27 protein-coding genes, 1 tRNA gene and 1 pseudogene are annotated in these 25,876 nt (G+C 67.0%); 22 read left to right on the forward strand and 7 right to left on the reverse strand.

The features are described 5' to 3' along the window. The first annotated feature begins 95 nt into the window (after positions 1-95). The 5 genes from HYG95_RS25045 (at position 96) to HYG95_RS09765 (ending at position 4,624) form a co-directional block, all read left to right on the forward strand. Entirely contained in the window at positions 96-617 is a 522-nt protein-coding gene (locus tag HYG95_RS25045) for a TM2 domain-containing protein (RefSeq protein ID WP_181697666.1), read from the forward strand. A gap of 160 nt (positions 618-777) precedes the next feature. Next, positions 778-1,536, forward strand: coding sequence for an amino acid ABC transporter substrate-binding protein (locus HYG95_RS09750; RefSeq protein WP_220139262.1), 759 nt, complete (start codon positions 778-780; stop codon positions 1,534-1,536). A 3-nt stretch (positions 1,537-1,539) separates the two neighbouring features. Beyond that, positions 1,540-2,211 carry an amino acid ABC transporter permease gene (locus HYG95_RS09755; protein ID WP_181697667.1) on the forward strand — a complete coding sequence of 224 codons (672 nt, stop codon included), beginning with the start codon at positions 1,540-1,542 and terminating at the stop codon, positions 2,209-2,211. An 89-nt stretch (positions 2,212-2,300) separates the two neighbouring features. Continuing rightward, positions 2,301-3,719, forward strand: coding sequence for a pyruvate kinase (pyk, locus tag HYG95_RS09760; protein ID WP_181697668.1), 1,419 nt, complete (start codon positions 2,301-2,303; stop codon positions 3,717-3,719). Positions 3,720-3,742: 23 nt separating this feature from the next. Further along, entirely contained in the window at positions 3,743-4,624 is an 882-nt protein-coding gene (locus HYG95_RS09765; protein WP_181697782.1) for an acyl-CoA thioesterase II, read from the forward strand. Between the two features lie 9 nt (positions 4,625-4,633). Here the strand turns inward: HYG95_RS09765 and HYG95_RS09770 are convergent, their stop codons facing one another. Beyond that, a complete protein-coding gene (locus HYG95_RS09770) occupies positions 4,634-5,038 on the reverse strand; it encodes a hypothetical protein (protein WP_181697669.1) in 405 nt (134 codons plus the stop codon). 89 nt (positions 5,039-5,127) lie between these two features. Then, a complete protein-coding gene (locus tag HYG95_RS09775) occupies positions 5,128-5,745 on the reverse strand; it encodes a protein tyrosine phosphatase (RefSeq protein WP_067498086.1) in 618 nt (205 codons plus the stop codon). A gap of 334 nt (positions 5,746-6,079) precedes the next feature. Here HYG95_RS09775 and HYG95_RS09780 point away from each other — a divergent pair. From HYG95_RS09780 to HYG95_RS09820, 10 genes and pseudogenes are all read left to right on the forward strand, one after another. Then, a tRNA-Leu gene (locus HYG95_RS09780) sits at positions 6,080-6,166 on the forward strand. Positions 6,167-6,333: 167 nt separating this feature from the next. After that, positions 6,334-6,951: an ANTAR domain-containing response regulator gene (locus HYG95_RS09785; RefSeq protein WP_067498083.1), complete on the forward strand. Its 618-nt coding sequence runs from the start codon at positions 6,334-6,336 to the stop codon at positions 6,949-6,951. 275 nt (positions 6,952-7,226) lie between these two features. After that, the gene (locus HYG95_RS09790; RefSeq protein ID WP_225282507.1) at positions 7,227-8,384 is read left to right on the forward strand and encodes a branched-chain amino acid ABC transporter substrate-binding protein; all 1,158 of its coding nucleotides are present in this window, start codon (positions 7,227-7,229) and stop codon (positions 8,382-8,384) included. 73 nt (positions 8,385-8,457) lie between these two features. Then, positions 8,458-9,495, forward strand: coding sequence for a branched-chain amino acid ABC transporter permease (locus tag HYG95_RS09795; protein WP_067498077.1), 1,038 nt, complete (start codon positions 8,458-8,460; stop codon positions 9,493-9,495). After that, positions 9,492-10,901: a branched-chain amino acid ABC transporter permease gene (locus tag HYG95_RS09800; protein ID WP_181697670.1), complete on the forward strand. Its 1,410-nt coding sequence runs from the start codon at positions 9,492-9,494 to the stop codon at positions 10,899-10,901. Before HYG95_RS09795 ends, HYG95_RS09800 begins: the two co-directional genes overlap by 4 nt. After that, positions 10,898-11,848 (forward strand): annotated as a pseudogene (locus tag HYG95_RS24775) (ABC transporter ATP-binding protein); the annotation flags it as partial. The gene HYG95_RS09800 and the pseudogene HYG95_RS24775, both read left to right, overlap by 4 nt. Positions 11,849-11,998: 150 nt before the next feature. Then, positions 11,999-12,694, forward strand: coding sequence for an ABC transporter ATP-binding protein (locus tag HYG95_RS24780; protein ID WP_225282571.1), 696 nt, complete (start codon positions 11,999-12,001; stop codon positions 12,692-12,694). 105 nt (positions 12,695-12,799) lie between these two features. After that, a complete protein-coding gene (gene polA / locus HYG95_RS09810) occupies positions 12,800-15,538 on the forward strand; it encodes a DNA polymerase I (RefSeq protein ID WP_181697784.1) in 2,739 nt (912 codons plus the stop codon). Positions 15,539-15,629: 91 nt separating this feature from the next. Further along, the gene (locus tag HYG95_RS09815; protein ID WP_181697672.1) at positions 15,630-16,055 is read left to right on the forward strand and encodes an SRPBCC domain-containing protein; all 426 of its coding nucleotides are present in this window, start codon (positions 15,630-15,632) and stop codon (positions 16,053-16,055) included. Between the two features lie 186 nt (positions 16,056-16,241). Next, a complete protein-coding gene (locus HYG95_RS09820; RefSeq protein ID WP_181697673.1) occupies positions 16,242-17,015 on the forward strand; it encodes an acyl-[acyl-carrier-protein] thioesterase in 774 nt (257 codons plus the stop codon). A gap of 33 nt (positions 17,016-17,048) precedes the next feature. Here the strand turns inward: HYG95_RS09820 and HYG95_RS09825 are convergent, their stop codons facing one another. After that, entirely contained in the window at positions 17,049-17,360 is a 312-nt protein-coding gene (locus HYG95_RS09825) for a DUF6191 domain-containing protein (RefSeq protein WP_181697674.1), read from the reverse strand. Between the two features lie 347 nt (positions 17,361-17,707). Between HYG95_RS09825 and HYG95_RS09830 the strand changes: the two genes are divergently transcribed. Further along, complete coding sequence (locus HYG95_RS09830; protein ID WP_181697675.1) at positions 17,708-18,130, forward strand: 2-keto-3-deoxygluconate kinase; 423 nt, start codon at positions 17,708-17,710, stop codon at positions 18,128-18,130. A gap of 76 nt (positions 18,131-18,206) precedes the next feature. Here the strand turns inward: HYG95_RS09830 and trxA are convergent, their stop codons facing one another. Continuing rightward, the gene (gene trxA / locus HYG95_RS09835; RefSeq protein ID WP_181697676.1) at positions 18,207-18,581 is read right to left on the reverse strand and encodes a thioredoxin; all 375 of its coding nucleotides are present in this window, start codon (positions 18,579-18,581) and stop codon (positions 18,207-18,209) included. Between the two features lie 49 nt (positions 18,582-18,630). Further along, positions 18,631-19,131 (reverse strand): 2'-5' RNA ligase family protein, encoded by a 501-nt coding sequence (locus HYG95_RS09840; RefSeq protein ID WP_370465740.1) that lies wholly within the window; start codon positions 19,129-19,131, stop codon positions 18,631-18,633. Positions 19,132-19,206: 75 nt separating this feature from the next. On the opposite strand from HYG95_RS09840, the gene HYG95_RS09845 reads away from it, so the two are divergent. From HYG95_RS09845 to HYG95_RS09860, 4 genes are all read left to right on the forward strand, one after another. Next, complete coding sequence (locus tag HYG95_RS09845) at positions 19,207-20,295, forward strand: isocitrate/isopropylmalate dehydrogenase family protein (protein ID WP_181697678.1); 1,089 nt, start codon at positions 19,207-19,209, stop codon at positions 20,293-20,295. A 192-nt stretch (positions 20,296-20,487) separates the two neighbouring features. Further along, on the forward strand, positions 20,488-21,327 hold the full coding sequence (locus HYG95_RS09850; protein WP_225282573.1) for an ABC transporter substrate-binding protein: 840 nt from the start codon (positions 20,488-20,490) through the stop codon (positions 21,325-21,327). A 1-nt stretch (position 21,328) separates the two neighbouring features. Continuing rightward, positions 21,329-22,267 (forward strand): amino acid ABC transporter permease, encoded by a 939-nt coding sequence (locus tag HYG95_RS09855; RefSeq protein WP_181697679.1) that lies wholly within the window; start codon positions 21,329-21,331, stop codon positions 22,265-22,267. Between the two features lie 23 nt (positions 22,268-22,290). After that, positions 22,291-23,043, forward strand: a complete 753-nt coding sequence (locus HYG95_RS09860; RefSeq protein ID WP_133734253.1) for an amino acid ABC transporter ATP-binding protein — start codon at positions 22,291-22,293, stop codon at positions 23,041-23,043. A 48-nt stretch (positions 23,044-23,091) separates the two neighbouring features. Here HYG95_RS09860 and HYG95_RS09865 read toward each other — a convergent pair whose 3' ends face one another. Then, complete coding sequence (locus HYG95_RS09865; protein ID WP_181697680.1) at positions 23,092-23,721, reverse strand: MerR family transcriptional regulator; 630 nt, start codon at positions 23,719-23,721, stop codon at positions 23,092-23,094. Positions 23,722-23,824: 103 nt separating this feature from the next. Between HYG95_RS09865 and HYG95_RS09870 the strand changes: the two genes are divergently transcribed. After that, positions 23,825-24,772, forward strand: coding sequence for a hypothetical protein (locus HYG95_RS09870; RefSeq protein ID WP_181697681.1), 948 nt, complete (start codon positions 23,825-23,827; stop codon positions 24,770-24,772). Continuing rightward, on the forward strand, positions 24,769-25,224 hold the full coding sequence (locus tag HYG95_RS09875) for an ABA4-like family protein (protein WP_181697682.1): 456 nt from the start codon (positions 24,769-24,771) through the stop codon (positions 25,222-25,224). The genes HYG95_RS09870 and HYG95_RS09875 overlap by 4 nt, the downstream gene beginning before the upstream one ends. Before the next feature lie 15 nt (positions 25,225-25,239). Here HYG95_RS09875 and HYG95_RS09880 read toward each other — a convergent pair whose 3' ends face one another. Next, a complete protein-coding gene (locus tag HYG95_RS09880) occupies positions 25,240-25,872 on the reverse strand; it encodes a DUF1579 family protein (protein WP_181697683.1) in 633 nt (210 codons plus the stop codon). Between the last annotated feature and the right edge of the window lie 4 nt (positions 25,873-25,876).

The raw sequence follows: 25,876 nt of genomic DNA on the forward strand, positions 1-25,876 counted from the left end.
AATGACCGTGATCGTCGCGGGCGCACCGCCGTTCGGCCGATCACCACATGGCCGGGGGCCACGACGGGTACCCGCACGAATGATGGAGGACATGAGTGACCGACCCCTACAACCCCAATCCGCAATACGGCCCTGATCTGAGCAAGCAGCCCGATTCGGGCGCGCACCAGCAGTACGGTCAGCCGGCCTACGGCCAGCAGCCGTCGGACCCGTACGCCCAGCAGCCCGGTTACGGTCAGCCGCAGTACGGCGCGCCGCAGCCGCAGTACGGTCAGCCCGCCGACCCGTACGCCCAGCCGCAGCCGGGCTACGGTCAGCCGCAGCCGTACGGCATGCCGCAGGGGTACAACCCGGCCGACCCGGAGGCCCCCTACGGCCGGGACATGTACGGGGTTCCGTTCTCGGACAAGCAGAAGCTGATGGCCGGTCTGCTCGAGATCTTCCTCGGCAGCTTCGGTGTCGGCCGCTTCTACCTCGGCTACACCGGTCTCGGCATCGCCCAGATCGCCGTGGTCTGGCTGACCTGCGGTCTCGGCGCCATCTGGCCGCTGATCGACGGCATCATGATGCTCACCGGCAAGGTGCCCGACGCGCAGGGCCGCCCGCTGCGCGACTGAACCGACACGCGTCGCCGACGGGTGTCCTGCCTCGGCAGGGCACCCGTCGTGTTTCCCCGCCCCCATTCCGATCACGATGAGCGATACTCTGTGTCGGTCGTGCGCGGCGCCGTAGCGTCGCTTGGCCTGCGCGTGCCCTATGCGCGCAGCGGAGAAAGGGATGTCCGTGCGCAAAGTTCTTGCCGCCGTCGTACTCGCCGTCGTCGCGGCGACGGGTCTGTCGGCCTGCTCGTCCGCGTCCGACCCGAATGTGCTGAAGGTGGGCACCGAGGGCACCTACGCGCCGTTCAGCTACCAGGAGAACGGCGAGCTCACCGGATACGACGTCGAGGTCGCCCGCGCGGTCGGCGAGAAGCTCGGCAAGCGGGTCGAATTCGTGCAGACACCGTGGGACTCGATCTTCGCCGGACTGGAATCCAAGCGCTTCGACCTGGTCGCCAACCAGGTGACGATCAACCCCGAGCGCACCGCGAAGTACTCGCTGTCGCAGCCCTACACCACTTCCGAGGGCGTGATCGTCACCCGCGCCGACAACACCGACATCACCGGCCTGGCCTCGCTCGCGGGCAAGACCACCGCGCAGTCGGCCACCAGCAACTGGAGCCAGGTCGCCAAGGACGCGGGTGCGAAGGTCGAGGCGGTCGAGGGCTTCGTGCAGGCGGTGCAGCTGCTGAAGGCGGGTCGCGTCGACGCCACCGTGAACGACACTCTCGCGGTGGGCGAGTACACCAAGAAGACCGCTGACACCGGTATCAAGATCGCCGCCAAGACCGGCGAGGTCAGCAAGCAGGCCTTCGCCGGCCGCAAGGACGACGCCGCGCTGGTCGCCGATGTCGACCGGGCGCTCGCCGAGCTCGCCGCCGACGGCACCCTGGCCCGCCTGTCGGAGAAGTACTTCGGCACCGACGTCAGCAAGTAGCGGATGGACCAGGCGACCTGGGAGCTGATCCGGCGCAACCTGTGGCCGATGCTCGAGGCGACGGTCACGATGACGTTGCCACTCACCGCGATCAGCTTCGTCATCGGCCTGGCCATCGCGGTGGGTGTCGCGCTGGCCAGGATGTCGGCGCGGCGGGTGCTGTCGTGGCCCGCCCGCTTCTACATCTCGATCATTCGCGGCACCCCGCTGCTGGTTCAGCTGTTCATCGTGTTCTACGCGCTGCCGCAGTTCGGGGTCGTGATCGATCCGTTCCCGGCGGCGGTGATCGCGTTCAGTCTCAATGTGGGCGGTTATGCCGCCGAGGTGGTTCGCTCCTCGATCATGAGCGTGGCCCACGGTCAGTGGGAGGCGTCCGAATCGCTCGGCATGACGTACGTGCAAACCCTGTGGTACGTCGTGTTTCCGCAGGCTGCCCGGATCGCGGTTCCCCCGCTGTCCAACACCCTGATCTCTTTGGTGAAGGACACCTCACTGGCCTCGACCATCCTGGTCACCGAACTGCTGCGCACCGCCCAGCTCGCCGCCGCCCCCACCTTCGACTTCTTCGCCCTCTACGGCGTCGCGGCGCTCTACTACTGGGCCATCTGCCTGGTCCTCGGCTTCGGCCAAACCCGCCTCGAGACCCGGCTCTCGCGCCACGTTGCCGTTCGGTAGCGAGCTCTTTCGGTGAACACGAAGGGAACTCGGGGTGTGACACGGCAGGCGAAAAGACTCGGCGCTCCCCGAGTACTAGGCTGGGCACTGTGATGCGACGGACGAAGATTGTGTGCACCCTAGGACCGGCGACTGCCTCCCAGGACCGAATTCGTGAGCTCGTCGAAAGCGGCATGGATGTAGCCCGGCTGAACTTCAGCCACGGCGAGCACGCCGACCACGCCGACAACTACAAGATGGTCCGCGCGGCCTCCGACGAGACCGGTCGCGCGGTCGGCATCCTCGCCGACCTGCAGGGCCCCAAGATCCGCCTCGGCCGCTTCACCGAGGGCAAGACCCACTGGGCCACCGGCGAGCAGGTGCGCGTGACCGTCGACGATGTCGACGGCTCCCACGACCGCGTCTCCACCACCTACAAGGAACTCGCCCAGGACGCCAAGGCAGGTGACCGCCTGCTGGTGGACGACGGCAAGGTCGGTCTGACGGTCGAGGCCATCGAGGGCAACGATGTCGTCTGCCGGGTCACCGAGGGCGGCCCGGTGAGCAACAACAAGGGCCTGTCGCTGCCCGGCATGAACGTGTCGGTGCCCGCGCTGTCGGGCAAGGACGTGGAGGACCTCGAGTTCGCGCTGAAGCTCGGCGTGGACTTCATCGCCCTGTCGTTCGTGCGCTCGCCGTCCGATATCGAACTCGTGCACGAGATCATGGACCGGGTCGGGCGCCGGGTGCCGGTGATCGCCAAGCTGGAGAAGCCGGAGGCGATCGAGAACCTCGAGGCCATCGTGCTCGCCTTCGACGCGGTGATGGTCGCGCGTGGCGATCTCGGTGTCGAGTTGCCGCTCGAGCAGGTGCCGCTGGTGCAGAAGCGCGCGATCCAGATGGCGCGCGAGAACGCCAAGCCGGTCATCGTCGCCACCCAGATGCTCGAATCGATGATCGAGAACTCCCGCCCCACCCGCGCGGAGGCCTCCGACGTCGCGAACGCGGTGCTCGACGGTGCCGACGCGGTGATGCTGTCGGGGGAGACCTCGGTCGGCGCCTGGCCGATCGACGCGGTGCGCACCATGGCCCGCATCGTCACCGCCGTGGAGTCCGAGACGTCGCGGGTGCCACCGCTGACCCACGTGCCGCGCACCAAGCGCGGCGTGATCTCCTACGCGGCGCGCGACATCGGCGAGCGGCTCAACGCCCGCGCCCTCGTCGCGTTCACCCAGTCCGGTGACACCGTGCGCCGCCTGGCCCGCCTGCATACCCCGCTGCCGCTGCTCGCGTTCACCCCGCTGCCGGAGGTGCGCAGTCAGCTGACGCTCACCTGGGGCACCGAAACTTTCATCGTGCCCATGGTCGACAGCACGGATGCGATGATCCACCAGGTGGATCAGGCGTTGTTGTCGCTGGATCGGTACCGCAAGGGCGACCTGGTCGTCATCGTGGCCGGCTCCCCGCCGGGTACCGTCGGTTCCACCAACCTGATCCACGTGCACCGCATCGGCGAAGAGGACCATTAGCAGTGAGTAGTTCGGTAGACGAGATGATCGACATCGGGCCCGGCGAGCCGACATCCGACCTGCGGGTGCTGCTCGATCTACTCGACCTGGAGCAGATCAGCGAGGACGTCTACCTGGGCAACCACCCGGAGAAGGTGTGGAGCCGCACCTTCGGTGGTCAGCTCGTCTCCCAGGCGATCGTCGCCGCGGGCCGTACCGCGGGTGATCGCCCGCTGCACGCGATCAACGCGCATTTCGTGCGCGGCGGCGACGTGAAGAAGCCGATCGAGTACCACGTGCAGCGGCATCGCGACGGGCGCGCGCTGGCCAACCGGACGGTGACCGCGAGCCAGGACGGCCAGGAGCTGTTCGTCATGCTCGCCGCGTTCCAGGACTGGGGCAAGGGCCTCGAGCACGCCCACGACGCGCCCGTGGTGCCCGATCCGGAGTCGTTACCCCGGATCGAGGAGCATTTCGCGGGGTTCGAGGACAAGCTCGAGATGTTCATCAACGCCCCGCACCCGATCGATATGCGCTACACCAACGATCCGGCATGGATCCTCAAGGGCACCGGCGCCAAGCTCAACCACAACCGGGTGTGGATGCGCACCGACGGCACGCTGCCCGACGATCCGCTGCTGCATGTGGCGGCACTCGGCTATTCGTCGGACACCACGGTGCTCGATTCGATAATCACCACGCACGGTTTGTCGTGGGGGCTGGACCGGATTCTCGCGGCGACGGTGAATCATTCGATCTGGTTCCATCGCCCGTTCCGGTTCGACGACTGGTCGCTGTACGCCACCGAGTCGCCGGTGGCGGCGGGTTCGCGTGGGCTGGCGACGGGCCGGTTCTATTCGCGCAGTGGCGAATTGCTCGCCACCACGGTGCAAGAGGGCGTCATCCGCCACTTCCCGGCGCGCTGAGGCAGTTATTCAGAGGCGCCCGACGTCGGGTTCGAACTCGACGTCGCTGCGCTGATGAGCGCGCAGCGTGAACGGCACCGTCTGATCCGCGCCGTACACGGCGAGCGCCAGCCCGGATTCCAGGTCGGCGATGTCGTCGTCGCTGAGGTCGGTGGGTTCACCGACCAGGCTCAGCGCGATCTCGAAGGTCGCCTCGGTCTCCGGCTGGTGGCCGGGATGGGTTGCGCGCCACTGGTTTTCGAGGTCCTGGTGGACGGTGTCGGTGGCGTCGACCGGGAGGGTGAAGCGCCAGGCGAATACGTCGCGGTCCTGGATGTGGTCGGCGAGGACGCCTCGGATGTCGCCGACGATGCGGTCGAGGACGTCCGGTGTCACGTACACATGGAGAGAAACATCCGAAATGCGTTTCGGCATGTCCGAGTCCTGTCGTGTGTCGAACCAGCATGGGGAACTTCCACGTCCGCGCCGAAGTGTAATCGGTGTCCGCTCTCGCGAACAGACCTTCATCTCCTGCGTTGCGCGGCGAGGAAGGCCGCGAGCGGGCGTGCACCGCCGGGCTCGATCACCAGTCCCGGCCGTTCGTCCTCGCTGAGTTTGGTCTGCTCGTGCGGTGCGAGCGCGCTCAGCAACGGGAAGAGCACCTCGGCGATGCGGTCACCGACCTCGACGAATGCCTCGGCGGACAGTCCGATCGGGTCGGCGATGTTCTCCCGGCCCACATAGGCGAGGTCGTTGCGGGCGCGATGCAGTGCGGCAATGGATTTCGCGCCGGTGACCTTGGCGATGCGGTGCGCCTCGATGAGGGTGAACGTGCGCGGTGCGGCGCCGAAGGCCAGTTCGGCCACCTGGTCGCGTAATGCCTCGGTCATGGTGAGCACCAGATCGGCGCGATCGACCATTTCGGGCTTGAGTTTGCGGGCCTTGAATCCGGTGGTGTCGCCACCGAGCCCGGCGATCGTCTCCGCCGCGAGCGGTTCGGCCGGAAAGCCGACGAGGGCACGGGTTCCCGCGCTTTCGGCGGTGAGGCCTGGCAGTCCGTTGTGCGCCGCGAATGCCCGGGTGAGCCGTTCGGCGATCACCGACCGGCAGACATTGGAGTTGCAGACGAACAGCACGTGCATACCGATACCGTAATCCCGGTCATTGTCGTGCAGTAGGCCAGAATTGTAACCATCACAGGCGTGCTGCTATTTATTCACCTTTCGGTTGAATTCCGTACATTCATCGCGACGCGAAATCCGTTGTGTGTGACCGAGATACCCGTGTGATCGGAGTGGTAAACCTTCGTTCCGGATGTGTCGATCATCACTGGTTCCGGACCACGATAATTCGGTTCGGAAATAAATTCCGATCGGCCGGTCGATGTCGCCGACCCGCTCGGCGCGCCGGGGTCCGACGGCGGGCAAGGCCCGGTTCGCTTCCGGGCGTGCCGGGACGCTATAGTGACCGCGGTGCGCCGGGTTGGCGGAACTGGCAGACGCGACGGTCTCAAAAACCGTTGTCCGAAAGGACGTGTGGGTTCGAGTCCCACACTCGGCACCAACGGCGGTAGCGCGGCATCGGCCGCGCTCCGCGGGGGAGTATCTGTCGCGGGGCACGCGATGACCTCGCACACGTGTCACCCGCGGTTCCGGCAGCTCCACGCATTCGGAAGTGGACGCGATAGGTACTCTCGACATCGGCAGTCGGAATCCAGAGGGGTCGAACCTATGAGCACGAATGCAGCAGGCGCTGGCGCCGCGGGTGACGTGGTGGCCAAGCGCGTTGTCGTGGCCGAGGACGAGGCCCTCATCCGCATGGACCTCGTGGAAATGCTCAAAGAAGAGGGCTACGACGTCGTCGGCGAGGCCGGCGACGGTCAGCAGGCCGTCGAACTGGCCGAGCAGCTGCGCCCCGATCTGGTGATCATGGACGTGAAGATGCCGCGCCGCGACGGCATCGATGCCGCCGCCGAGATCGCGACGAAACGTGTTGCGCCCGTGGTGATCCTGACCGCGTTCAGTCAGCGTGACCTGGTCGAGCGGGCCCGTGACGCCGGCGCGATGGCGTATCTGGTGAAGCCGTTCACCAAGTCGGATCTGGTGCCCGCGATCGAACTCGCGGCGAGCCGTTTTCACGAAATCTCCGCGCTGGAAACAGAAGTCGCGAATCTGTCCGATCGGCTCGAGACCCGCAAACTGGTCGAGCGTGCCAAGGGCGTGCTCATGCAGACCCAGGGTTTGACCGAACCCCAGGCGTTCAAATGGATTCAGCGCACGGCGATGGATCGGCGCACCACCATGAAGGCGGTGGCCGAAGTCGTGCTGGAGAACCTCACCCCGCAGTGACGCCGAACCGTAAAGCTCCGGTGCGCGCCCAGGAAACCGGAAAAACTTTACGTAAGCGAAACAATAACGTGAACTATGACCGCACACGAAGCATCCGACATGATGCGAATGTGATGCGGATCTAACAAAGCGGCGATATGTTCTCACCGGGTCGAACGTGGGTCGGCCCCCTCGGTGACCCCGGGGTGCACAGGACATAGAGGTGAGACGTGCTCAGTTCGACATGGCGCAGTCGTTCGACGCGAGGAGTTCTGGTAATCGGAGCTGCCGCGTCGTTGGTGTTGTCCGGATGTAGTGACAAGTCGTCCGACGGCGGCGGTGGCGGCAACACCGACCTCTCCATCCAGCCCGTCGTGCAGCTCGATACCGAGGGCAAGGCCGTCGCCCAGACCGACGCCGGCGCGGCCGCCGATCCGGCCGGTGACGGCAAGGCCAAGTGCGCGCCGACGAGCATCGCGATGGCCGGACCGCTGACCGGTGGCAACGCCGCGCTCGGCATCAACATCACCATGGGCGTCAAACTCGCCCTGGACAAGCACAACAAGGCGAACCCGGATTGCCAGGTCTCGGTCAAGGAATTCGACACCGAGGGCAAGCCGCAGAACGCCAGCCAGAAGATCCCGACCATCGTCGCCGATCCCAGCATCGTCGGCCTGATCGGCCCGACCTTCTCCGGTGAGACCAAGGCGACCGGCCAGATCCTCAGCGAGGCGGGCATGCCGACGCTGACGGCCTCGGCCACCAACCCGACGCTGACCCAGAACGGTTGGAAGACCTTCTTCCGCGGCCTGGGCAACGACAACTCGCAGGGCCCGGCCGTGGCGAACTACCTCACCAAGGAGAAGGGCTTCAAGAAGATCTGCGTCGTGCAGGACAACACCGACTACGGTGCCGGTCTCGCGCAGGCCTTCCTCACCGCGGCCGGCGGCGCCGCCGATCCCTCCTGCGCGGCCAGCGTCAAGGAAGGCGACAAGGACTTCTCGGCGACGGTCTCCAAGCTGTCGGCGGCCAAGCCCGACGCCATCTTCTACGCCGGGTACTACGCCGAGGCCGCGCCGTTCGTGCAGCAGCTGCGTTCCGGTGGCGTGACCGCGACCTTCGTCTCGGCCGACGGCAGCAACGATCCCGAGTTCGTGCGCCAGGCCGGTTCGTCGTCCAAGGACGCGTTGCTGTCGTGCCCGTGCAGCCCGGCGCCGGAGAAGTTCGCCGCCGAGTACACCGCGTTCAACGGACAGGCACCCGGCGTCTACTCCGTCGAAGGCTACGACCTGGCCACGATCCTGCTCAAGGGCATCGACTCCGGCAAGGTGACCCGCGCCGACCTGGTCGAGTACGTGCGGACCTACACCGGCACCGGTGTGGCCCGTGAGTACAAGTGGGGCGAGACCGGCGAATTGGCCAACATCCAGATCTGGATGTACGAGGTCAAGTAGTCCCATCTGAGCGTGTTGCGGTGCGCGTGGCAGCTGTTGCCACGCGCACCGCTCGCCTGACGCGAGAGTAACCATGACATCAGCCGCATCGCTCGGTGTGACCCTGCTGGCCGAGGGGTCCATCGATTTCAATGTGTCCGGGGTGATCGACCAGTTCTGGAAACTGACGGTCGACGGTCTCACCTACGGCTCGATCTACGCGCTGGTCGCCGTCGGCTATACGCTGGTCTACGGCGTGCTGCGACTGATCAACTTCGCCCACTCCGAGATCTTCATGCTCGGTATGTTCGGTACGTACGTGGGGTTGGAGCTGCTCGGCTTCGCCCCGAGCGGCAATGTGTATTCCCAGGGTGTCGTCCTGACGATCACCTATCTCGGCCTGGCGATGCTGTTCGGCATGCTGGTCTCGGGCATCGCCGCCGTCGGCCTGGAACGCGTCGCCTATCGGCCACTGCGCAGGCGCGGCGCCAAACCACTCGCCTTCCTCATCACCGCGATCGGTATGTCGTTCGTGATCCAGGAATTCGTGCACTACATCCTGCCCAAGATCAAGCCGGGTCTCGGCGGTTCCAACGCCCAGACCGGCATCCGGCTGGTCGAGCCGAAGGTGCAGTTCACCTTCCTCGGCGCGCAGGTGACCAATGTGGCGCTGGTGATCTTCGCGGCGGCGATCGTGCTCGCGATCATCACCGAGGTCGTCATCAACCGGACCAAGTTCGGCCGTGGCATCCGCGCGGTGGCCCAGGACCCCGACACCGCGACCCTGATGGGCGTCTCGCGGGAGCGGGTCATCATGCTGACCTTCCTCATCGGCGGTCTGCTGGCCGGTGCGGCCGCCATGCTGTACACGCTCTACATTCCCACCGGCATCATCTTCTCCGGCGGATTCATTCTCGGTATCAAGGCTTTCAGCGCCGCGGTACTCGGTGGCATCGGCAACCTGCGCGGCGCACTGCTCGGCGGGTTGATCCTCGGCGTCGCCGAGCAGTACGGGCAGATCCTGTTCGGCACCGAATGGCGTGACGTGGTCGCGTTCGTGCTGCTGGTGACCGTGCTGATGTTCCGGCCCACCGGCATCCTCGGCGAGAGTCTGGGGAGGGCACGCGCATGACCGACACGACGAAAACCGCAGTGGCGCAACAGGACAAGCGTGGCATCGGCGACGCGATCCGCAGCTGGTGGGACGGGCTCTCGCGGCCCGGCCAGTGGGCGGTCGGCATCCCGGTGATCGCCGTGCTCGCGCTGCTTCCGTTGTTCCCGCCGCCGTTGCTCGACACGCCGGGCGCGAGTTTCGCGGGTGTGATGGCGCAGTTCGCCATGTACGCGCTGATCGCGATCGGCCTGAACGTGGTGGTCGGCCAGGCCGGTCTGCTCGACCTCGGTTACGTCGGCTTCTACGCCGTCGGCGCCTACACCGTCGGCCTGCTGACCAGCCCGAACAGTCCGTGGAACCAGACCGATGGTGGTTGGCTCGAACCCGGCTGGGCCTGGGTGGCGTGCCTGCCTCTCGCGGTGGCGCTCACCGCGGTGGCCGGCCTGATCCTCGGCGCGCCGACCCTGCGGTTGCGCGGTGACTACCTGGCCATCGTGACGCTCGGCTTCGGTGAGATCGTGCGCCTGATGGCCGACAACCTCGGCGATCTCACCAACGGCAGCCTCGGGTTGTCCAAGATCTCCTATCCGGAGGTCGGCGAGTCCGAGACCGAACCGGGCGGATTCTTCTCCCCGGGCAACCTCGGCGACCCCGACAGCTGGAATCCGTTCACCAGGGCGAGCAACGGCGCCTGGTGGTTCTGGCTCGGCCTGGCGCTGGTCGTGGTCGTGCTGCTGGTGATCGGCAACCTCGAGCGCAGCCGGGTCGGCCGCTCCTGGGTCGCGATCCGCGAAGACGAGGACGCCGCCGAGATCATGGGCGTGCCGACGTTCAAGTTCAAGCTGTGGGCGTTCGTGATCGGTGCGTCGGTCGGCGGCCTGTCGGGCGCGATGTACGCCGGTCAGGTCACCTACGTCAACCCCAAGCAGTTCGACATCATCTTGTCGATGCTGTTCCTGTGCGCGGTGGTGCTCGGCGGATCGGGCAACAAGCTCGGCGTGATCGTCGGCGCGTTCCTCATCGCCTACCTGCCGGTTCGGCTGCAATCGGTGCAGTTGGTTTCCAACGAATCGACCGGTTATCTGCTGCTCGCGGTCGATGTCGCGGTCCTGGTCGGGCTGTGGCTGCTGTGGCGGTGGCGAGGCAACACGCTGGGGGTGTGGGCCACGCGCGCGGTGACCACCGGCGCGGTGATCGCGGTGATCCTCGGGCTGCTGTTGCTCGGCAGTGTGCTGCTGCACCGCCAGGGCGGCGCGCAGTCCCTCGGTGACCTGAAGTACCTCTACTTCGGCATCGCGCTGGTGGTGATGATGATTCTGCGACCGCAGGGCCTGTTCCCGGTGCGGCAGAAACTGCTCACCTACGGCAGACAGGTGTACCAGGCCGTGCGCAAGCCGGCCGAACTGATCGGAGCAAGGCGATGACCGGGCCGGGCGCGGGCGACGCGCTGTACGACAACGAGGACATGGCCGCCGGCTACAAAGCGGCACCGGAGGTCGAGCCCGCGGGCGAGGTCGACGTGACCGCGGTGATGCCGGAACTGGGCGACGCCGAGGCCGTGGCCGACGCCGTCGCACCGCACCGCGCGATCGAGACCGCCGTCGGTGAGCCGCTGCTGCGCACCGACGGGCTGACGGTGAAGTTCGGTGGCCTGACGGCTCTGGACGGGGTGAGTTTCGAGATCCGCCGCGGCGAGATCCTCGGGCTAATCGGCCCCAACGGCGCGGGCAAGACCACCTGCTTCAACGCCATCACCGGTGTGTACAAGCCGGCGGCGGGCAGCGTGCACTTCGACGGCAAACCGCTGGGCAAGACCAAGCGCAACGAGATCACCCGGCTCGGGATCGCGCGCACCTTCCAGAACGTGCGGCTGTTCGGGGAGATGACGGCACTCGAGAACGTCGTCGTCGGCACGGACGCGCGCCACACCACCTCGGTGCCCGGCGCGGTGTTCCGCACCGCCAAGCACCGGCGCGAGGAACGCGACGCCATCGAGCGCGGCATGGCCCTGCTCGAATTCGTCGGCATCGCACCGCGTGCGGTGGAGAAGGCGCGCAACCTGTCCTACGGCGACCAGCGCAGGCTCGAGATCGCGCGAGCGCTGGCCACCGAGCCGAAATTGCTGTGCCTGGACGAGCCGGCCGCCGGGTTCAACCCCAGCGAGAAGTCGGCGCTGATGGACCTGATCCGCAAGATCCGCGACGACGGGTACACGGTGCTGCTCATCGAGCACGACATGCGGCTGGTGATGGGCGTGACCGACCGCATCGTGGTGCTCGAGTTCGGCCGCAAGATCGCCGACGGGCTGCCGACCCAGGTGCGCGAGGATCCGGCGGTGATCGCGGCCTACCTCGGTGTGCCCGACGCGGATACGGTGGCCGAGGTGCGGGAGGGAGCCGATGCCGCCGCGGCGGAGGGCGCGACTCCGGCGGCGGGGGCGACCGTGGCGAGTACCACGGTGCTCGAGAAGGACGAACCCGCCGAGCCGGCCGCACAGACACCGCTGCTCGAAGTGCGCGACATGGTGGTGCACTACGGCCGGATCGAAGCGCTGCACGGTATTTCGCTGTCGGTCGCGCCGGGCGAGCTGGTCACATTGCTCGGCGCCAACGGCGCGGGCAAGACCACGACCATGCGGGCGCTGTCGGGTCTGCTGCCGCTCACCTCGGGGCGGATCCTGTTCGAGGGCAAGGACATCACCACGATGAAGGCCCACGACCGGGTGGTCGAGGGGCTCATCCAGGCACCCGAGGGTCGCGGCGTCTTCCCCGGCATGACGGTGCTGGAGAACCTCGATATGGGTTGCTACGGCAGGCCTTTCGACGACAAGGCGGAGTATCAGAAGACGCTCGAGTGGGTGTTCGAGCTGTTCCCACGGCTGGCCGAGCGCCGCAAGCAGGTGGGTGGCACCCTCTCCGGTGGTGAGCAGCAGATGCTGGCCATCGGGCGCGCGCTGATGGCACGGCCCAAGTTGCTGCTGCTCGACGAGCCGTCGATGGGTCTGGCGCCGATGGTGATCCAGCAGATCTTCCGGATCATCAGTGAGATCAACCGGCAGGGCACGACCGTGCTGCTGGTCGAGCAGAACGCCCAGCAGGCGCTGACGCGCAGCGACCGGGCCTACATCCTGGAAACCGGTGAGGTGACCAAGACCGGTGCCGGTGCCGATCTGCTGACCGACTCGGCGGTGATGTCCGCGTATTTGGGCGTGGATTGATCGGGTACTGAGGAGGCCGGGCACGCTGCCACAGCGTGCCCGGCCTTTTTTTCCGAGCACGCCCGCGCACCAATAGCCGCGGTGTCGGTGGGTGTCCCTACACTCATGCGGGTGAGTTCACCGACGACTGCTCAGGCATCGACTACGACCACTGCCGCGGAGGGCGAGCGGCCGACGCTGCTGCTGCTCGATGGGCATTCCATTGCCTATCGTGCGTTTTTCGCGCTACCGGCGGAGAACTTCAAGACCGTCACGGGGCAGACGACGAACGCGGTGTACGGGTTCACGTCGATGCTCATCAACCTGCTGCGCGACGAACAGCCGACGCATGTGGCGGCGGCCTTCGATGTGTCGCGCAAGACGTTCCGGACCGAGGCGTACCCGGAGTACAAGGCGAATCGCAGCGCTACTCCCGACGAGTTCCGCGGGCAGGTCGAGCTCACCAAAGACGTGCTCGGGGCCATGGGCATCCCGGTGATGGCGATCGACGGGTACGAGGCCGACGATGTGATCGCCACGCTCACCACCCAGGCGCAGGCGCAGGGGTATCGGGTGCTGATCGTCACCGGTGACCGGGACGCGATCCAGCTGGTCAACGACGATGTCACGGTGCTCTACCCGAAGAAGGGCGTCTCGGATCTCACGCGGTTCACCCCGGCCGAGGTGGAGACGAAATACGGACTCACTCCCGCCCAGTACCCGGACTACGCGGCGCTGCGCGGCGACCCGAGCGACAACCTGCCCGGCATTCCGGGGGTGGGGGAGAAGACGGCGGCGAAGTGGATCCGCGAGTACGGCGACCTCGCCACGCTGGTCGAGCGGGTCGACCAGGTGAAGGGCAAGGTAGGCGACGCGCTGCGCGCGAACCTGTCGAGTGTGGTCCTCAACCGCCAGCTCACCGAAATGGTGCGTGAGGTACCGCTGGCCTACACCCCGGACCAGCTCATCAAGGCGCCCTGGGACCGGGAGAAGATCCATCAGCTCTTCGACGACCTGGAATTCCGGGTGCTGCGCGATCGGCTGTTCGACACCCTCGGTTCGCCCGAGCCCGAAGCCGAGTCGGGTTTCGAGATCAGCGGCGGCGCACTCGACCAGGGCGCGGTCGCGGACTGGCTGGCAGAGCATGCGAAAGCGGGTGCGCGCCACGGGCTTTCGATCGTCGGCACGGGTACGCCGGTGCACGGTGAAGCCCGGGCGCTCGCGATCGCCGCGGCCGACGGCGAGGGCGGCTACATCGACCTGACCGTGCTCACGCCCGAGGACGAGACGGCGCTGGCGGCCTGGCTCGCCGACCCGGCGGTCGCCAAGGCGCTGCACGAGGCGAAGTCGGCAGGCCACGCCCTGCGCGGGCGCGGTTTCACCCTGGCCGGGCTCACCACCGATACCGCGCTGGCCGCCTACCTGGTCCGTCCGGGCCAGCGCAGCTTCAACCTCGACGACCTGTCGCTGCGCTATCTCAAGCGCGAACTGCGCGCCGAGACCGGCGAGCAGACCCAGCTGTCGCTGCTCGACGACGAGGACAGCGTCGCGGAGGGCATCGCCCGCGAGGAAATGCTGCGCGCCCGCGCGGTCGCCGACCTGGCCGTCGCCTTGGACGAGGAACTGGCCAAGATCGAATCCACCGCCCTGCTCGAGGAGATGGAGCTGCCGCTGCTCGGCGTGCTCGGCGAGCTGGAGCAGGCGGGTATCGCCGTCGACGTCACCCAGCTCGAGAATCTGCAGCAGCAGTTCGCCGACCGTGTCAGCGAGGCCGCCAACGCCGCCTACGACGTGATCGGCAAGCAGATCAACCTCGGTTCGCCCAAGCAACTGCAGGTGGTGCTGTTCGACGAACTCGACATGCCGAAGACCAAGCGCACCAAGACCGGTTACACCACCGACGCCGATGCGCTGGAATCGCTGTTCGAGAAGACCGGCCACGCCTTCCTCGAACACCTGCTCGCCCACCGCGACGCGACCCGGCTCAAGGTGACCGTCGACGGCCTGCTCAAGTCGGTCGCCGACGACGGTCGCGTGCACACCACGTTCAACCAGACCATCGCCGCCACCGGTCGCCTGTCCTCGACCGAACCGAACCTGCAGAACATCCCGATCCGCACCGATACCGGCCGCATGATCCGCGACACCTTCGTGGTCGGCCCCGGCTACTCGGAGCTGATGACCGCCGACTACAGCCAGATCGAGATGCGCATCATGGCGCACCTGTCGGGCGACGCGGGCCTGATCGAGGCGTTCAATTCGGGGGAGGACCTGCACACCTTCGTCGCGTCCAAGGCGTTCGACATCCCGCTGTCGGAGGTCACGCCGGAGATGCGCCGCCGCATCAAGGCGATGTCCTACGGCCTTGCCTACGGTCTGAGCTCCTACGGCCTCAGCGCCCAGCTCAAGATCAGCACCGCCGAGGCGAAGGACCAGATGGAGGTCTACTTCGACCGCTTCGGCGGCATCCGCGACTACCTGTCGGAGGTCGTCGAGGCGGCCCGCAAGGTCGGCTACACCCAGACCCTGTTCGGTCGTCGCCGCTACCTGCCCGATCTGGACTCGAGCAACCGCCAGCGCCGCGAGGCCGCCGAGCGGATGGCGCTCAACGCCCCCATCCAGGGCACCGCCGCCGACATCATCAAGGTCGCCATGATCAACGTCCACACCGCGATCCGCGAGGCGGGCCTGCGCTCGCGCATGCTGCTGCAGATCCACGACGAACTCGTCTTCGAAGTGGCCGAGGGTGAGCGCGAAGCGCTGGAAGCCCTCGCGCACGAACAGATGGCGAACGCGATCGAGCTGTCGGTCCCGCTCACCGTCTCGGTAGGCACTGGGCGCAGCTGGGACGCCGCCGCACACTGAGTTCACCGGCCACGACCTGGCGCGTTCGTCCAAGACGGCGCGCCGGTCGCGGTCCTAAGGTGGTGGTGATCGACCGAAGGAGTTGAGCATCATGACCGGATTCGTCGCGACCGTGCGGACCGACGTCGACGCCTCTCCACAGCGGGTGTGGGAGGTGCTGACCGACCCAGCGCAGATCCGCAAGTTCATGTTCGGTGCCGAGGTGCGCACCGATTGGCAGCCGGGTAGTTCGATCACCTGGACGGGGGAGTTTCAGGGCAGGGCATACGAGGACCGCGGTGAGATCCTCGCCGCAGAGCCCGGCCGGTTGCTGCGGATGACGCATTACAGCCCCCTGAGCGGGCAGCCCGACATTCCCACGAACTACCACACGCTCACCTACGAGCTAAGCGGCGACGACACGACGACACACCTGTCGATGAGCCAGGACAACAACGCCACCGAGGCGGACGCCGAGCACTCCCGGCAGATGTGGACCGCCCACGTCGACGGGATCAAGGCGGCCGCCGAAGAGTGAGCGCCCGGCATGCGGTCGACGCCGAGCATGCCGAGCATGCCGGGCCGGTCCGTGGACGCGTCGGCCGTGGCCGCACGACGTGACCTGGTCGTGCCGGTGCACCAGGGACCGCCCGCGCAGTTGTGAGCACCCGCGACTCGCGAGTCGTCCCCCGACTGTGACCCCGATCTGTGACAGCATCGGCTCATGCCAGTCGACGTCATCCCCACCCCGCTGCCCGACTGCCTCGACATCACGCAGGCCTTCGCGCGCTCGTGGCCGGTCCGCCTGGGCGATACCGACGACCAGGACCGGCTGCGCCTCGACGCGGTCGCCCGGTACCTGCAGGACATCGGGTTCGATCATCTCGACGCGGTCGAAGACGGTGATATCCACCAGGCCTGGATCGTGCGGCGCACCGTCATCGACGTGTACGAGCCGATCGTGTTCGGCGACCGGGTGCAGTTGCGCCGCTGGGCCGACGCCCTGTCGAACCGCTGGTGCGATATGCGGATCCAGCTGAAAGGCGAACGGGGTGGGCACATCGAGGCGGCCGCGTTCCTGATCCATATCGACCCTGTGGCCGGGCGACCCGCCCGCATGACCGACACCTTCATGGCGCCGATGCTGGCCAGTACCACCGAGCACCGGTTGCGCTGGAAAGCCGCCCTCACCGAACTCGACGATCCCGACGTGGAGACGGTGCCGTTCCCGCTGCGCGTCACCGATGTCGACCGCCTCGGCCATGTCAACAACGCCGTGTACTGGGAAGCTCTCGAGGAAACCCTCGCCGCCCACCCGGACACCCACGAACTGCCCTACCGGGCGATCATCGAACATGTCGGCCCGGTGATGGCCCGAGACAAGGTCGTCCTGCGTACGAGCGTTCGTCCGAACGGTCTGCGGATGCAGATGGACGTGGACGGCTCGGCTCGCGCGCTGGCGTCGGTGACTGCGCTGCCTACCCGCGCCGCGACCTGACGGCATCTTATTGCCGCGAAGCGGCTTCCGTGCTCAGCGCTCGCGCGCGATCAACCGCGCGGACCTGCGGCCGAGATCTATTTCGTCGCGTGGCGGCGCGCCGTCGGACGGGTTCTCCCGGTGCATCAGCGTGGTCTGCCGCTGTTCGAATTCGTGATGCTTGGACCCCTGGAACATGGCGGCCAGATGCTCGAAGCCCGTCGCGGCGACGGCCGGTCCACGGCGCTTGCGGGTCCAGGGCAGCACCCGGCTGCCGGTGAGCCGGTTGACAACCACTTCCAAGAGCGTGAGCAGGATGAGCCCGATCGCCAGCCCGGGGATCGTCATCGCGAAGACCGTACCCATGCGCTCACGGTACCCCGCCTCCGGTGAGTGGTCTCTGAGCTGCAGTGATGGTACTCACGAGTAGACACGTCGAGCGGGAAACAAGGTTGCGATTTCGCGACGACGCCCCTATTGTCGTAGTCGTGCCGAATCCCGCCGACCGCTTCGCCGCGCCGCTTGTCGCTCACCGCGACCGCGCGGTCGCTGCTGCGCAGACCGCGCCGGCAGCCACACGGCAGATTCTTCTCGTAGTAACCCGCCGTAGCGGGGTCTGATTCGGACCGGCCCCCTCGCTGCGGGCTGATTTCTCTTTTGTACTGCTGGTCCCCTCTGCCAACGAAGACATCTTCGGGAAGACCTCACCTGCAATGACACTGCTCACACTGGACCATGCCATGTTCGACGCCGCGCCCAAGGCCCTGCGCGCCGAGCTCCGTGACCTCGACCCCGCCGACTTCGCCGACCGCTACATCCGGATCACCGGACCGGTCACCCTCGGCGAATTCACTTGTTCCGGAACGGATTTCACCGCCACGCTGGAACTCTGCAACCACCTGCGCACCGTCATCGCCGCCGGTAACCCGGTCGCCGCGATGACCTCGGCGCTCTACGACGAGGGCTACCCCCTCGAGATCCTCCGCTTCCACCAGCGCCGCACCGAGGCCGGTATCGCCACCTTCGTGCAGTGCGAGTTCAACGGCAAGCGTGGATGGGCCGCCGCCATGGGCGCCGGCGGCGCCGAGTCGACCGTGCGCGCCATGATCGCGGGCGTCAACTTGCTCGCCAACTGACAGATCGACGCGCAGGGCCCGTTCACCTCATGAAAGGTGAACGGGCCCTTGACATTTCAGCGGTCGAGCAGGCGACCTATTCGGCAGGCGAGTTCTGCTGCTCGGCGATCTGCTTGCGCACCTCGTCCATGTCCAAACCCTTGACCTGGGTCACCAGATCCTCGAGCGCGGCGGCGGGCAGCGCACCGGGCTGGGCGAACACGAGCACGCCCTCGCGGAAGGCCATGATGGTCGGGATCGACCGAATGTTGGCGGCGGCGGCGAGCCCCTGCTCGGCCTCGGTGTCGACCTTGCCGTGGACGACGTCGGTGTGCTTCTCCGACGACGCCTCGAAGGTCGGTGCGAAACTCTTGCAGGGCCCGCACCAGGAAGCCCAGAAATCGACGAGTACCACGTCGTTTCCGGTGACGACTTCGTCGAAGTTCTGCTGGGTCAGCGTCTGGGTGGCCATGACGTCCTCTCCTTGTCGGTGTCCTCGGCTGTAACGCCTCGGCGTCCCTCTATCTTCCACCGACTACCACATGCTCTTGCCGCGCGTCTCCGTCCCAACGGCGAATGCCCACCACAACGGCCGGAAATTCGTGGTCGGTGGCCACCGCGTCCACCGCCGCACCGAGCTGTTCCGTGGTCACGCGGCGGGCGAGTGTCACGTGTGGTGTCCACGCGCCCGGCCGCGTGTTCGCGGGCATACCGGGGCACGGGTCGACCAGCTCGTCGACCCGGCGGTGCAGGTCGAGCAGTTCCTCGGTGACGATCACCGATCGCACGAGAATCGGCCTGCGTGCCCCGAAGATCAGCAGTCCGCCCAGGCGGACCGGCAACGGTGCGAACTCCAGGCCCGCCAGCGCCCGGTCGATCCTCGGCCAGATCTCGCGGGCCACCGCGACGGTGATGTGTGGTCGATGGGTTTCCCCGCGCGGGGCGGCAAGCCCGAGACGGGCCAGCTCGGCCCACTGCCTGCGGACCTCGGCCTCGCCCGCGTCGTCCAGGAGGAGCTCCACCGACTGCACCATGATCTGCAGAAACTAGTCGCTCCGGTATGTCCGCGTGCCGATGGCGTGGCGGCAGGGGCGAGGATGGAGCGCGTGAACACGGCGAAGGCGAGCGTGCGGCTCGGAGTGATCGACGGTGACGGCATCGGACCCGAGGTGGTGGCCGCCACTCGCGTGGTGGTCGACGAGGCGGTCGGCGCGGCCGGGCTCGACCCGGTGGACTGGGTGCCGCTGCGCATCGGCCACGACGCCATCGCCGAATTCGGTCATCCGCTGCCCGAGCAGACCCTCACGGCACTCGACGAATTCGACGCCTGGATCCTCGGCCCGCACGACAACGCCTCCTACCCGGCCGACATGCGGGTGGCGCCCGGCGGTGCCATCCGCAAGCGCCTCGGTCTGTACGCGAATATTCGTCCCGCCGTGGCCTTCCCGGGAGTGCGTGCGGCGGCAGCCGATATCGACCTGGTGATCGTGCGGGAGAACAGCGAGGGCTTCTATGCCGATCGCAATATGTTCGCCGGGTCGGGGGAGTTCAAGCCGACCGAGGACGTGGCCATGGCGGTGGCCGTGGTCACCCGGCAGGCGTGCGAACGGATCGCCCATCAGGCGCTGCGGTTGGCGCGGGGACGGCGCAAGCGGGTCACGGTGGTGCACAAGGCGAACGTGCTCCCGATGACCACCGGCCTCTTCCGTGACGTGTGCTACGAGATTGCCGAGCAGTATCCGGACGTGCGGGTCGACGACGCGCATGTCGACGCGATGGCCGCGCACCTCGTGCGCGCGCCCGGCGAGTTCGACGTGATCGTCACCGAGAACCTCTTCGGTGACATCCTCTCGGACCTGGCGGGCGAGCTGAGCGGGTCGCTCGGCATGGCGCCCTCGCTCAACTGCTCCGATACCAAGGCGATGGCGCAGGCGGTGCACGGTGCCGCACCCGGTCTGGCCGGGCACAATCGGGCGAATCCGGTGGCCTTGCAACTGTCGGCGGCAATGTTGTTGCGCTGGTTGGGAGTTCGCGACGGAAATCGTGCGCTGAATGCGGCGGCGGACCGGATCTCCGGTGCGGTCGCGGCCACGCTCGCCGCCGGAGTCGCCACCGCGGATCTCGGCGGTCTCGCCTCGACCAGCGAATTCACCGAACAGGTCGCCGCCCGCGTGCACCGGAGGTGAACCCACCCCTTTCACATTCGCTGATTAATCTTCGGTTACTGTCGCACCACGCTGTGTCCGGTTCGCATACATTGCCAAACAGGCGCTGACACGTGGCCGGCGTCGACGTGAAATGTGGAGGCTCCTTTGTCTGTTCGAACTGTGCTCGGCCGCGGTGCCGTGCGGTTGCTCTGTACCGCCGCCGTGGGCGCGATGGTGTTGACCGGCTGCGCGGAAAACACCGAGGGCGATACCACCGAGGTCACCAAGGTCTCGGCCGAGAAGGTCGATGCGATCGCCGCGACGCTGCCCGACAAGGTGAAGCAAGCAGGCAAGATCGTCGTCGGCGTGAACGTGCCGTACCAGCCGAACGAGTACAAGGACGCCAGCGGCAAGATCGTCGGCTTCGACGTGGACCTGCTCGACGCGGTCGCCGCCACCCTCGGGGTGACGGTCGATTATCAGGAGTCCGCCTTCGAGAAGATCATTCCCGCGATCCAGGCAGGCACCTACGACGTGGGTATGTCCTCGATCACCGATTCGCGCGAACGCGAGCAGCAGGTCGATTTCACGACCTACTTCAACGCCGGTATCCAGTGGGCCCAGCAGACCGGCAAGACCATCGACCCGAACAACGCGTGCGGTAAGCGCGTCGCCGTTCAGGCCACCACGGTCGAGCACACCGAAGAGATTCCCGCCAAGAGCGCGAAGTGCGTCGCCGAAGGTAAGCCGCCGATCGATATGAAGCCGTTCGACGAGCAGAGCGCGGCGACCAACGCGCTCGTCCTCGGTCAGGTCGACGCGATGTCGGCCGATTCCCCGGTGACGGCGTACGCGATCAAGCAGAGCGAAGGCAAGATCGAGTCCTCGGGCCCGCTGTTCGACTCGGCGCCCTACGGCTGGGCCGTGCAGAAGGGTTCGCCGCTCGCGGTGTCGCTGCAGAAGGCGCTGCAGCACCTGATCGACAACGGCAAGTACGGCGAGATCACCACGAACTGGGGTGTCGAATCCGGTCAGATCAAGACCTCGGTTATCAACGGCGCAGTGAGCTGACGTGACCGACGAGAAAGACACGGTGGAGGTGCCCGGACCGGGCACCGAACCCGAACCGATCAAAGCGGTCCCGCTGCGCAGGCCGGGCCGCTGGATCGCGGCGGCAATCATCCTGATCCTGGTCGGATTGTTCGTCTACGGCGCTGCCACCAACCCCGCTTACAAGTGGGACACCTACGGCAGGTACCTGTTCGACAGCCGGATCACCCAGGGCGCGATCGTCACCCTGGAACTCACCGTGCTCGCGATGGCGATCGCGGTGGGTCTCGGCACGATCCTCGCGGTGATGCGCCTGTCGCCGAACCCGGTGCTGCGCACCACCGCGTGGGTGTACCTGTGGATCTTCCGCGGCACCCCGGTGTTCGTGCAGTTGGTGTTCTGGGGCTTGGTCCCGTCGCTGTACAAGCAGATCGACCTCGGTGTGCCGTTCGGTCCGCAGTTCTTCCATATCGACGTGCAGAACCTGCAGGCCGCGTTCCTGTTCGCGGTGATCGGTCTCGGCCTCAACGAAGCCGCGTACATGGCAGAGATCGTGCGCGCGGGTATCAACTCCGTCGGCGAGGGTCAGCGGGAGGCGTCCATCGCCCTCGGCATGTCCTGGACGCAGACCATGCGCCGCACGGTGCTGCCGCAGGCGATGCGGGTGATCATCCCGCCCACTGGCAACGAGCTGATCGGCATGCTCAAGACCACCTCGCTGGTGACCGCGATCCCCTTGAGTACCGATCTGTTCGGCCGTGCCCGCGACATCTACGGCGTGAACTTCCAGCCGATCCCGCTGCTGCTCGTCTGTGCCACCTGGTACCTGGCGATCACCAGCGTGCTGATGGTCGGGCAGTACTACTTGGAACGGTATTACTCGCGCGGTGCCACCCGGCAGCTGACGGCCAAGCAGCTCGAGGAACTGGCCACTGCGCAGGCGGCGGTGAAGGCGAAATGAGCGAAGCAGTGACCGCACCTCCCATGGTGCTCGCCGATCGGGTGTGTAAGAACTTCGGTGCGCTGCAGGTGCTCAAGGGCATCTCGCTCGAGGTGCACCGGGGCAAGGTGCTCACCCTGGTCGGCCCGTCGGGCTCGGGTAAGTCGACCTTCCTGCGTTGCATCAACCATCTCGAGCAGGTGAACGCGGGCAGGCTCTACGTCGACGGTGAACTCGTGGGCTACCGGGAGAAGAACGGCAAGCTCTACGAGATGCATCCGCGCGACGCCGCGGTCCAGCGCCGCGACATCGGCATGGTGTTCCAGCACTTCAACCTGTTCCCGCATCGCACGGCCCTCGAGAACGTCATCGAGGCGCCCACCCAGGTGCGTGGTATCCGCAAGTCCGAGGCGATCGCCCGGGCCGAAGAACTGCTCGAGCGGGTCGGTCTGTCGGCCAAGCGCAATGCCTACCCCGCGCAGCTCTCGGGTGGTCAGCAGCAGCGGGTGGCGATCGCGCGTGCGCTGGCCATGGATCCCAAACTGATGCTGTTCGACGAGCCGACCTCGGCGCTGGACCCCGAACTGGTCGGTGAGGTGCTCACGGTCATGCGTGAGCTGGCCGATTCGGGTATGACGATGCTGGTGGTGACCCACGAGATGGGCTTCGCCCGTGAAGTCGCCGACGAGCTGGTGTTCATGGACGGCGGCGTAGTGGTGGAGTCGGGACCGCCGCGTGAGCTGCTGTCCAACCCTCAGCACGAACGGACGAAGTCCTTCCTGTCCCGCCTGCTCTGAGAGATCGACCTGAACGGCCCCGCGGTGATTTCGCGGGGCCGTTCGTCGTCAGGACTGCAGTCTTTCGAGGGAGACCTGGGCCTGGGCGATGCGGCGGATGGCGGCGAGGGCGGTGTCGCCCAGGACGGTCAGGACGACGACCGCGTCGACGACCGCGTCGCGCTCACCTGCCGAAAGTGCCGTGGCGACATCGGTTTCGGCGACGATGCGCGCGCCGTCGAAGTAGGCGGGCAGCGCGGTCTCGCCCCACTCGGGGTAACCGAGCTGGGCGGCGCGCACGAGGACGGCGCTGAGGGCCTCGATCAGCGGCTGGGCCGGTTTCATCGACCATCCCCGCCGATCCATTTCCCTGCGCACGGTCTCGTAGGCGCGCTCCCACTCGGCGTCGGAGGCGGCGGGGGCGGGGGAGATGAGGCTGCCCTGCACCACGCCCAGCAGGCTGAACATCGGCAGGTCGGGGGTGTCGACGGCCCGCAGTACGTCACCGACCGTGGCCACCGGTAGCCCGCCGACCTCGATCAGCGCGCGCACCAGGCGCAACCTGCGCAGATGCTCGTCTCCGTAACTGGCCTGGTTGGGGCCGGTGCGTTCGCCGGGCGGCAGCAGCCCTTCACGCAGGTAGTACTTGATCGTCGCCACCGCGATGCCGCTGCGTTCGCTCAACTCAGAGATCCGCACCGTCGCCTCCTTCGTTCACCCCCTCTTGCTTAGCGCCCCATTCGTGGATAGTCTAACTATCCATAACGGATAGTGTAGCTATCTAGAACGTCGGGAGATTCGCATGTCCGCCCCCATCACAGAGTCCTTGCCTCGCCGTCACGCCCCACTGCATCGGCCGCTGCTGTACTTCGCCGCCGTCAACGTGGTCCTGGCGGTGGTGACCGTCGTCGGGATGCTGGTCGACGACCGGGTGATCGCCGGATCGACCGCCTGGTTCAAGCCGTCCAAGTTCGCACTGTCGTTCGTGCTCTACAGCGTGGCGCTGGCCTGGCTGATCTCGTTGCGGCCCAAGCCATCCCGATTCCTGTGGTGGATGGCCACGGTGATCGTGATTGCCGGAACCATCGAGCAGGTGATCATCGTCGGGCAGGTGGTGCGCGGTACCCGCAGTCACTTCAACACGACGACAGTGTTCGACACGGTGCTCTGGGTGACGATGGCCGTCACCATCGTCGTGCTGTTCCTCGCGACGATGGCCGTCGCGGTCGGTCTGTGGCGCGCCCGTATCGGCGATGCCGCCGTCACCTGGTCGATCCGGCTCGGGCTCGCGATCACCCTCGTCGGTCTGGCGCTCGGGCAGCTGATGCCCATGCAGGAAACGGGGGTGGAGGGCATCGCGGGTGCGCACACCGTCGGTGCGCCCGACGGCACACCGGGTATGCCGATCACCGGCTGGAGCACCACCAACGGTGACCTGCGCATTCCGCACTTCGTCGGCATGCACGCGTTGCAGATTCTGCCGCTGCTCGCCGCCGGGCTCGTGGTCCTCGCGCCACGGATTCCGCTGCTGCGGCACGCCCGCGTGCGGCTCGGCCTGATCCTCACCGCCTCGGGTGGTTACGCCGCGGTGCTGGCCCTGGTGACCTGGCAGGCGCTGCGTGGGCAGCCACTCGTCCACCCGGACCGGACAACCCTCGTCGTCGCCGCGGTGATCGCCGTGGGAGTTGTTGTCGGAGTATTGGTTTCGTTCGCGAGCGCGATCGGGAACCGGAAGGTGGTCACCGCATGAGCACGCTGTTCGACCTGTCGTTCTATGTCACGGTGCCGTTCTGGGCACTGATGATCTTCGCGCCGACCTGGCGGCACACCCGCCCGGTCATCGCCTCACCGTGGATCGTCGCGCCGTCCCTGGTGATCTGGGCGATCGTGGCGATCCCGGTCCTGGGGACCCTGTGGTCGCTGGTGACCTCGCCGTCGCTGGCCGCCATTACCGCCGCCGCCGCCGAACCCGCGGTCCTGACCGCGCTGTGGGCCCAGATCCTCGCCTGGGACCTGTTCCTCGGCCGCTGGATCTACCTCGACAGCCGTGACCGCGCCATCCACCCGCTGCTCATGGGACCCCTGCTGGTCGGCACGATCCTGTTGTCGCCCATCGCGTTCCCGATCTATCTCGTGTTGCGGACAGTGGGGAGCCGGGCGCCGAATCCGCCCGCACCGCAGGCGGATCCGGCCATCGTGTGAACGCTGTCGGCGAGGTCAGCTGATCCTGGTCAGTACGACGCGGTCGGCGAGCCGCTCCGGTTCGCCGGGCGGGGTGAAGTAGAGCTCCATGACCGTCCGATCCGACGACTCCAGCCTGATCACCGTGCGCATCGGGACGGACTTGCCGACATTGGCCGGTCCGGTGATGCCGGGGTCGGTGAACTCGCCGGTCATCGACAGCTCCGGTGCGTTGGCGCTGCCCTTGGCGCCACGGTAGGTCATGGTCAGCGGGGTGACGCTGTCGAAGGTCGACCATTCGTAGCGGTCGTCGACAGGGGAGTAGCCGAGCAGACCGAGCCGGTAGTAGGGGCGGTCGCCGAAGGTCCCGGTGACCTCCTCGCGCAGGAAGTTGCCGCCGGTCTCGGCGACCCAGCTCCACCGTGAGACCGCGTCGCGGGTGACGATCGGGTTCTCCGGCGTGCCGCCCGCGACGAACGTGGACTTCTCGGCAGTCCACTCGCCGACCAGTTGGTTCAGCCGTGCGTGCCCCGCGTCCTGGGGCACCTGCTGGGCGGTCGTCGGCGGTACCGGGGCGGCCGAGGTGTTGTCACCGCAGGCAGCCGATCCGAGCAGCGCGGCGGTGACCAGGACCAGCGGAGCGAGAGTGCGGAACAGTCTGGTGCGCATCGTC

It is taken from the genome of Nocardia sp. GTS18, from assembly GCF_013839555.1.
Lineage (GTDB): Bacteria > Actinomycetota > Actinomycetes > Mycobacteriales > Mycobacteriaceae > Nocardia > Nocardia rosealba.

Excerpts from the sequence above, each read along its gene's own strand:
- HYG95_RS09800 (WP_181697670.1), top strand. The coding sequence starts at position 9,492 with ATGACCGACACGACGAAAACCGCAGTGGCGCAACAGGACAAGCGTGGC.
- HYG95_RS09785 (WP_067498083.1), top strand. The coding sequence starts at position 6,334 with ATGAGCACGAATGCAGCAGGCGCTGGCGCCGCGGGTGACGTGGTGGCC.
- HYG95_RS09815 (WP_181697672.1), top strand. The coding sequence starts at position 15,630 with ATGACCGGATTCGTCGCGACCGTGCGGACCGACGTCGACGCCTCTCCA.
- HYG95_RS09775 (WP_067498086.1), bottom strand. The coding sequence starts at position 5,745 with ATGCACGTGCTGTTCGTCTGCAACTCCAATGTCTGCCGGTCGGTGATC.
- polA (WP_181697784.1), top strand. The coding sequence starts at position 12,800 with ATGCGGGTGAGTTCACCGACGACTGCTCAGGCATCGACTACGACCACT.
- HYG95_RS09845 (WP_181697678.1), top strand. The coding sequence starts at position 19,207 with ATGGAGCGCGTGAACACGGCGAAGGCGAGCGTGCGGCTCGGAGTGATC.
- HYG95_RS09825 (WP_181697674.1), bottom strand. The coding sequence starts at position 17,360 with ATGGGTACGGTCTTCGCGATGACGATCCCCGGGCTGGCGATCGGGCTC.
- HYG95_RS09755 (WP_181697667.1), top strand. The coding sequence starts at position 1,540 with ATGGACCAGGCGACCTGGGAGCTGATCCGGCGCAACCTGTGGCCGATG.
- HYG95_RS09765 (WP_181697782.1), top strand. The coding sequence starts at position 3,743 with ATGATCGACATCGGGCCCGGCGAGCCGACATCCGACCTGCGGGTGCTG.
- HYG95_RS09860 (WP_133734253.1), top strand. The coding sequence starts at position 22,291 with ATGGTGCTCGCCGATCGGGTGTGTAAGAACTTCGGTGCGCTGCAGGTG.
- trxA (WP_181697676.1), bottom strand. The coding sequence starts at position 18,581 with ATGGCCACCCAGACGCTGACCCAGCAGAACTTCGACGAAGTCGTCACC.
- HYG95_RS09880 (WP_181697683.1), bottom strand. The coding sequence starts at position 25,872 with ATGCGCACCAGACTGTTCCGCACTCTCGCTCCGCTGGTCCTGGTCACC.
- HYG95_RS09770 (WP_181697669.1), bottom strand. The coding sequence starts at position 5,038 with ATGCCGAAACGCATTTCGGATGTTTCTCTCCATGTGTACGTGACACCG.
- HYG95_RS09750 (WP_220139262.1), top strand. The coding sequence starts at position 778 with ATGTCCGTGCGCAAAGTTCTTGCCGCCGTCGTACTCGCCGTCGTCGCG.
- HYG95_RS09830 (WP_181697675.1), top strand. The coding sequence starts at position 17,708 with ATGACACTGCTCACACTGGACCATGCCATGTTCGACGCCGCGCCCAAG.
- HYG95_RS24780 (WP_225282571.1), top strand. The coding sequence starts at position 11,999 with ATGGTGGTGCACTACGGCCGGATCGAAGCGCTGCACGGTATTTCGCTG.
- HYG95_RS09870 (WP_181697681.1), top strand. The coding sequence starts at position 23,825 with ATGTCCGCCCCCATCACAGAGTCCTTGCCTCGCCGTCACGCCCCACTG.
- HYG95_RS09795 (WP_067498077.1), top strand. The coding sequence starts at position 8,458 with ATGACATCAGCCGCATCGCTCGGTGTGACCCTGCTGGCCGAGGGGTCC.
- HYG95_RS09875 (WP_181697682.1), top strand. The coding sequence starts at position 24,769 with ATGAGCACGCTGTTCGACCTGTCGTTCTATGTCACGGTGCCGTTCTGG.
- HYG95_RS09850 (WP_225282573.1), top strand. The coding sequence starts at position 20,488 with ATGGTGTTGACCGGCTGCGCGGAAAACACCGAGGGCGATACCACCGAG.
- HYG95_RS09820 (WP_181697673.1), top strand. The coding sequence starts at position 16,242 with ATGCCAGTCGACGTCATCCCCACCCCGCTGCCCGACTGCCTCGACATC.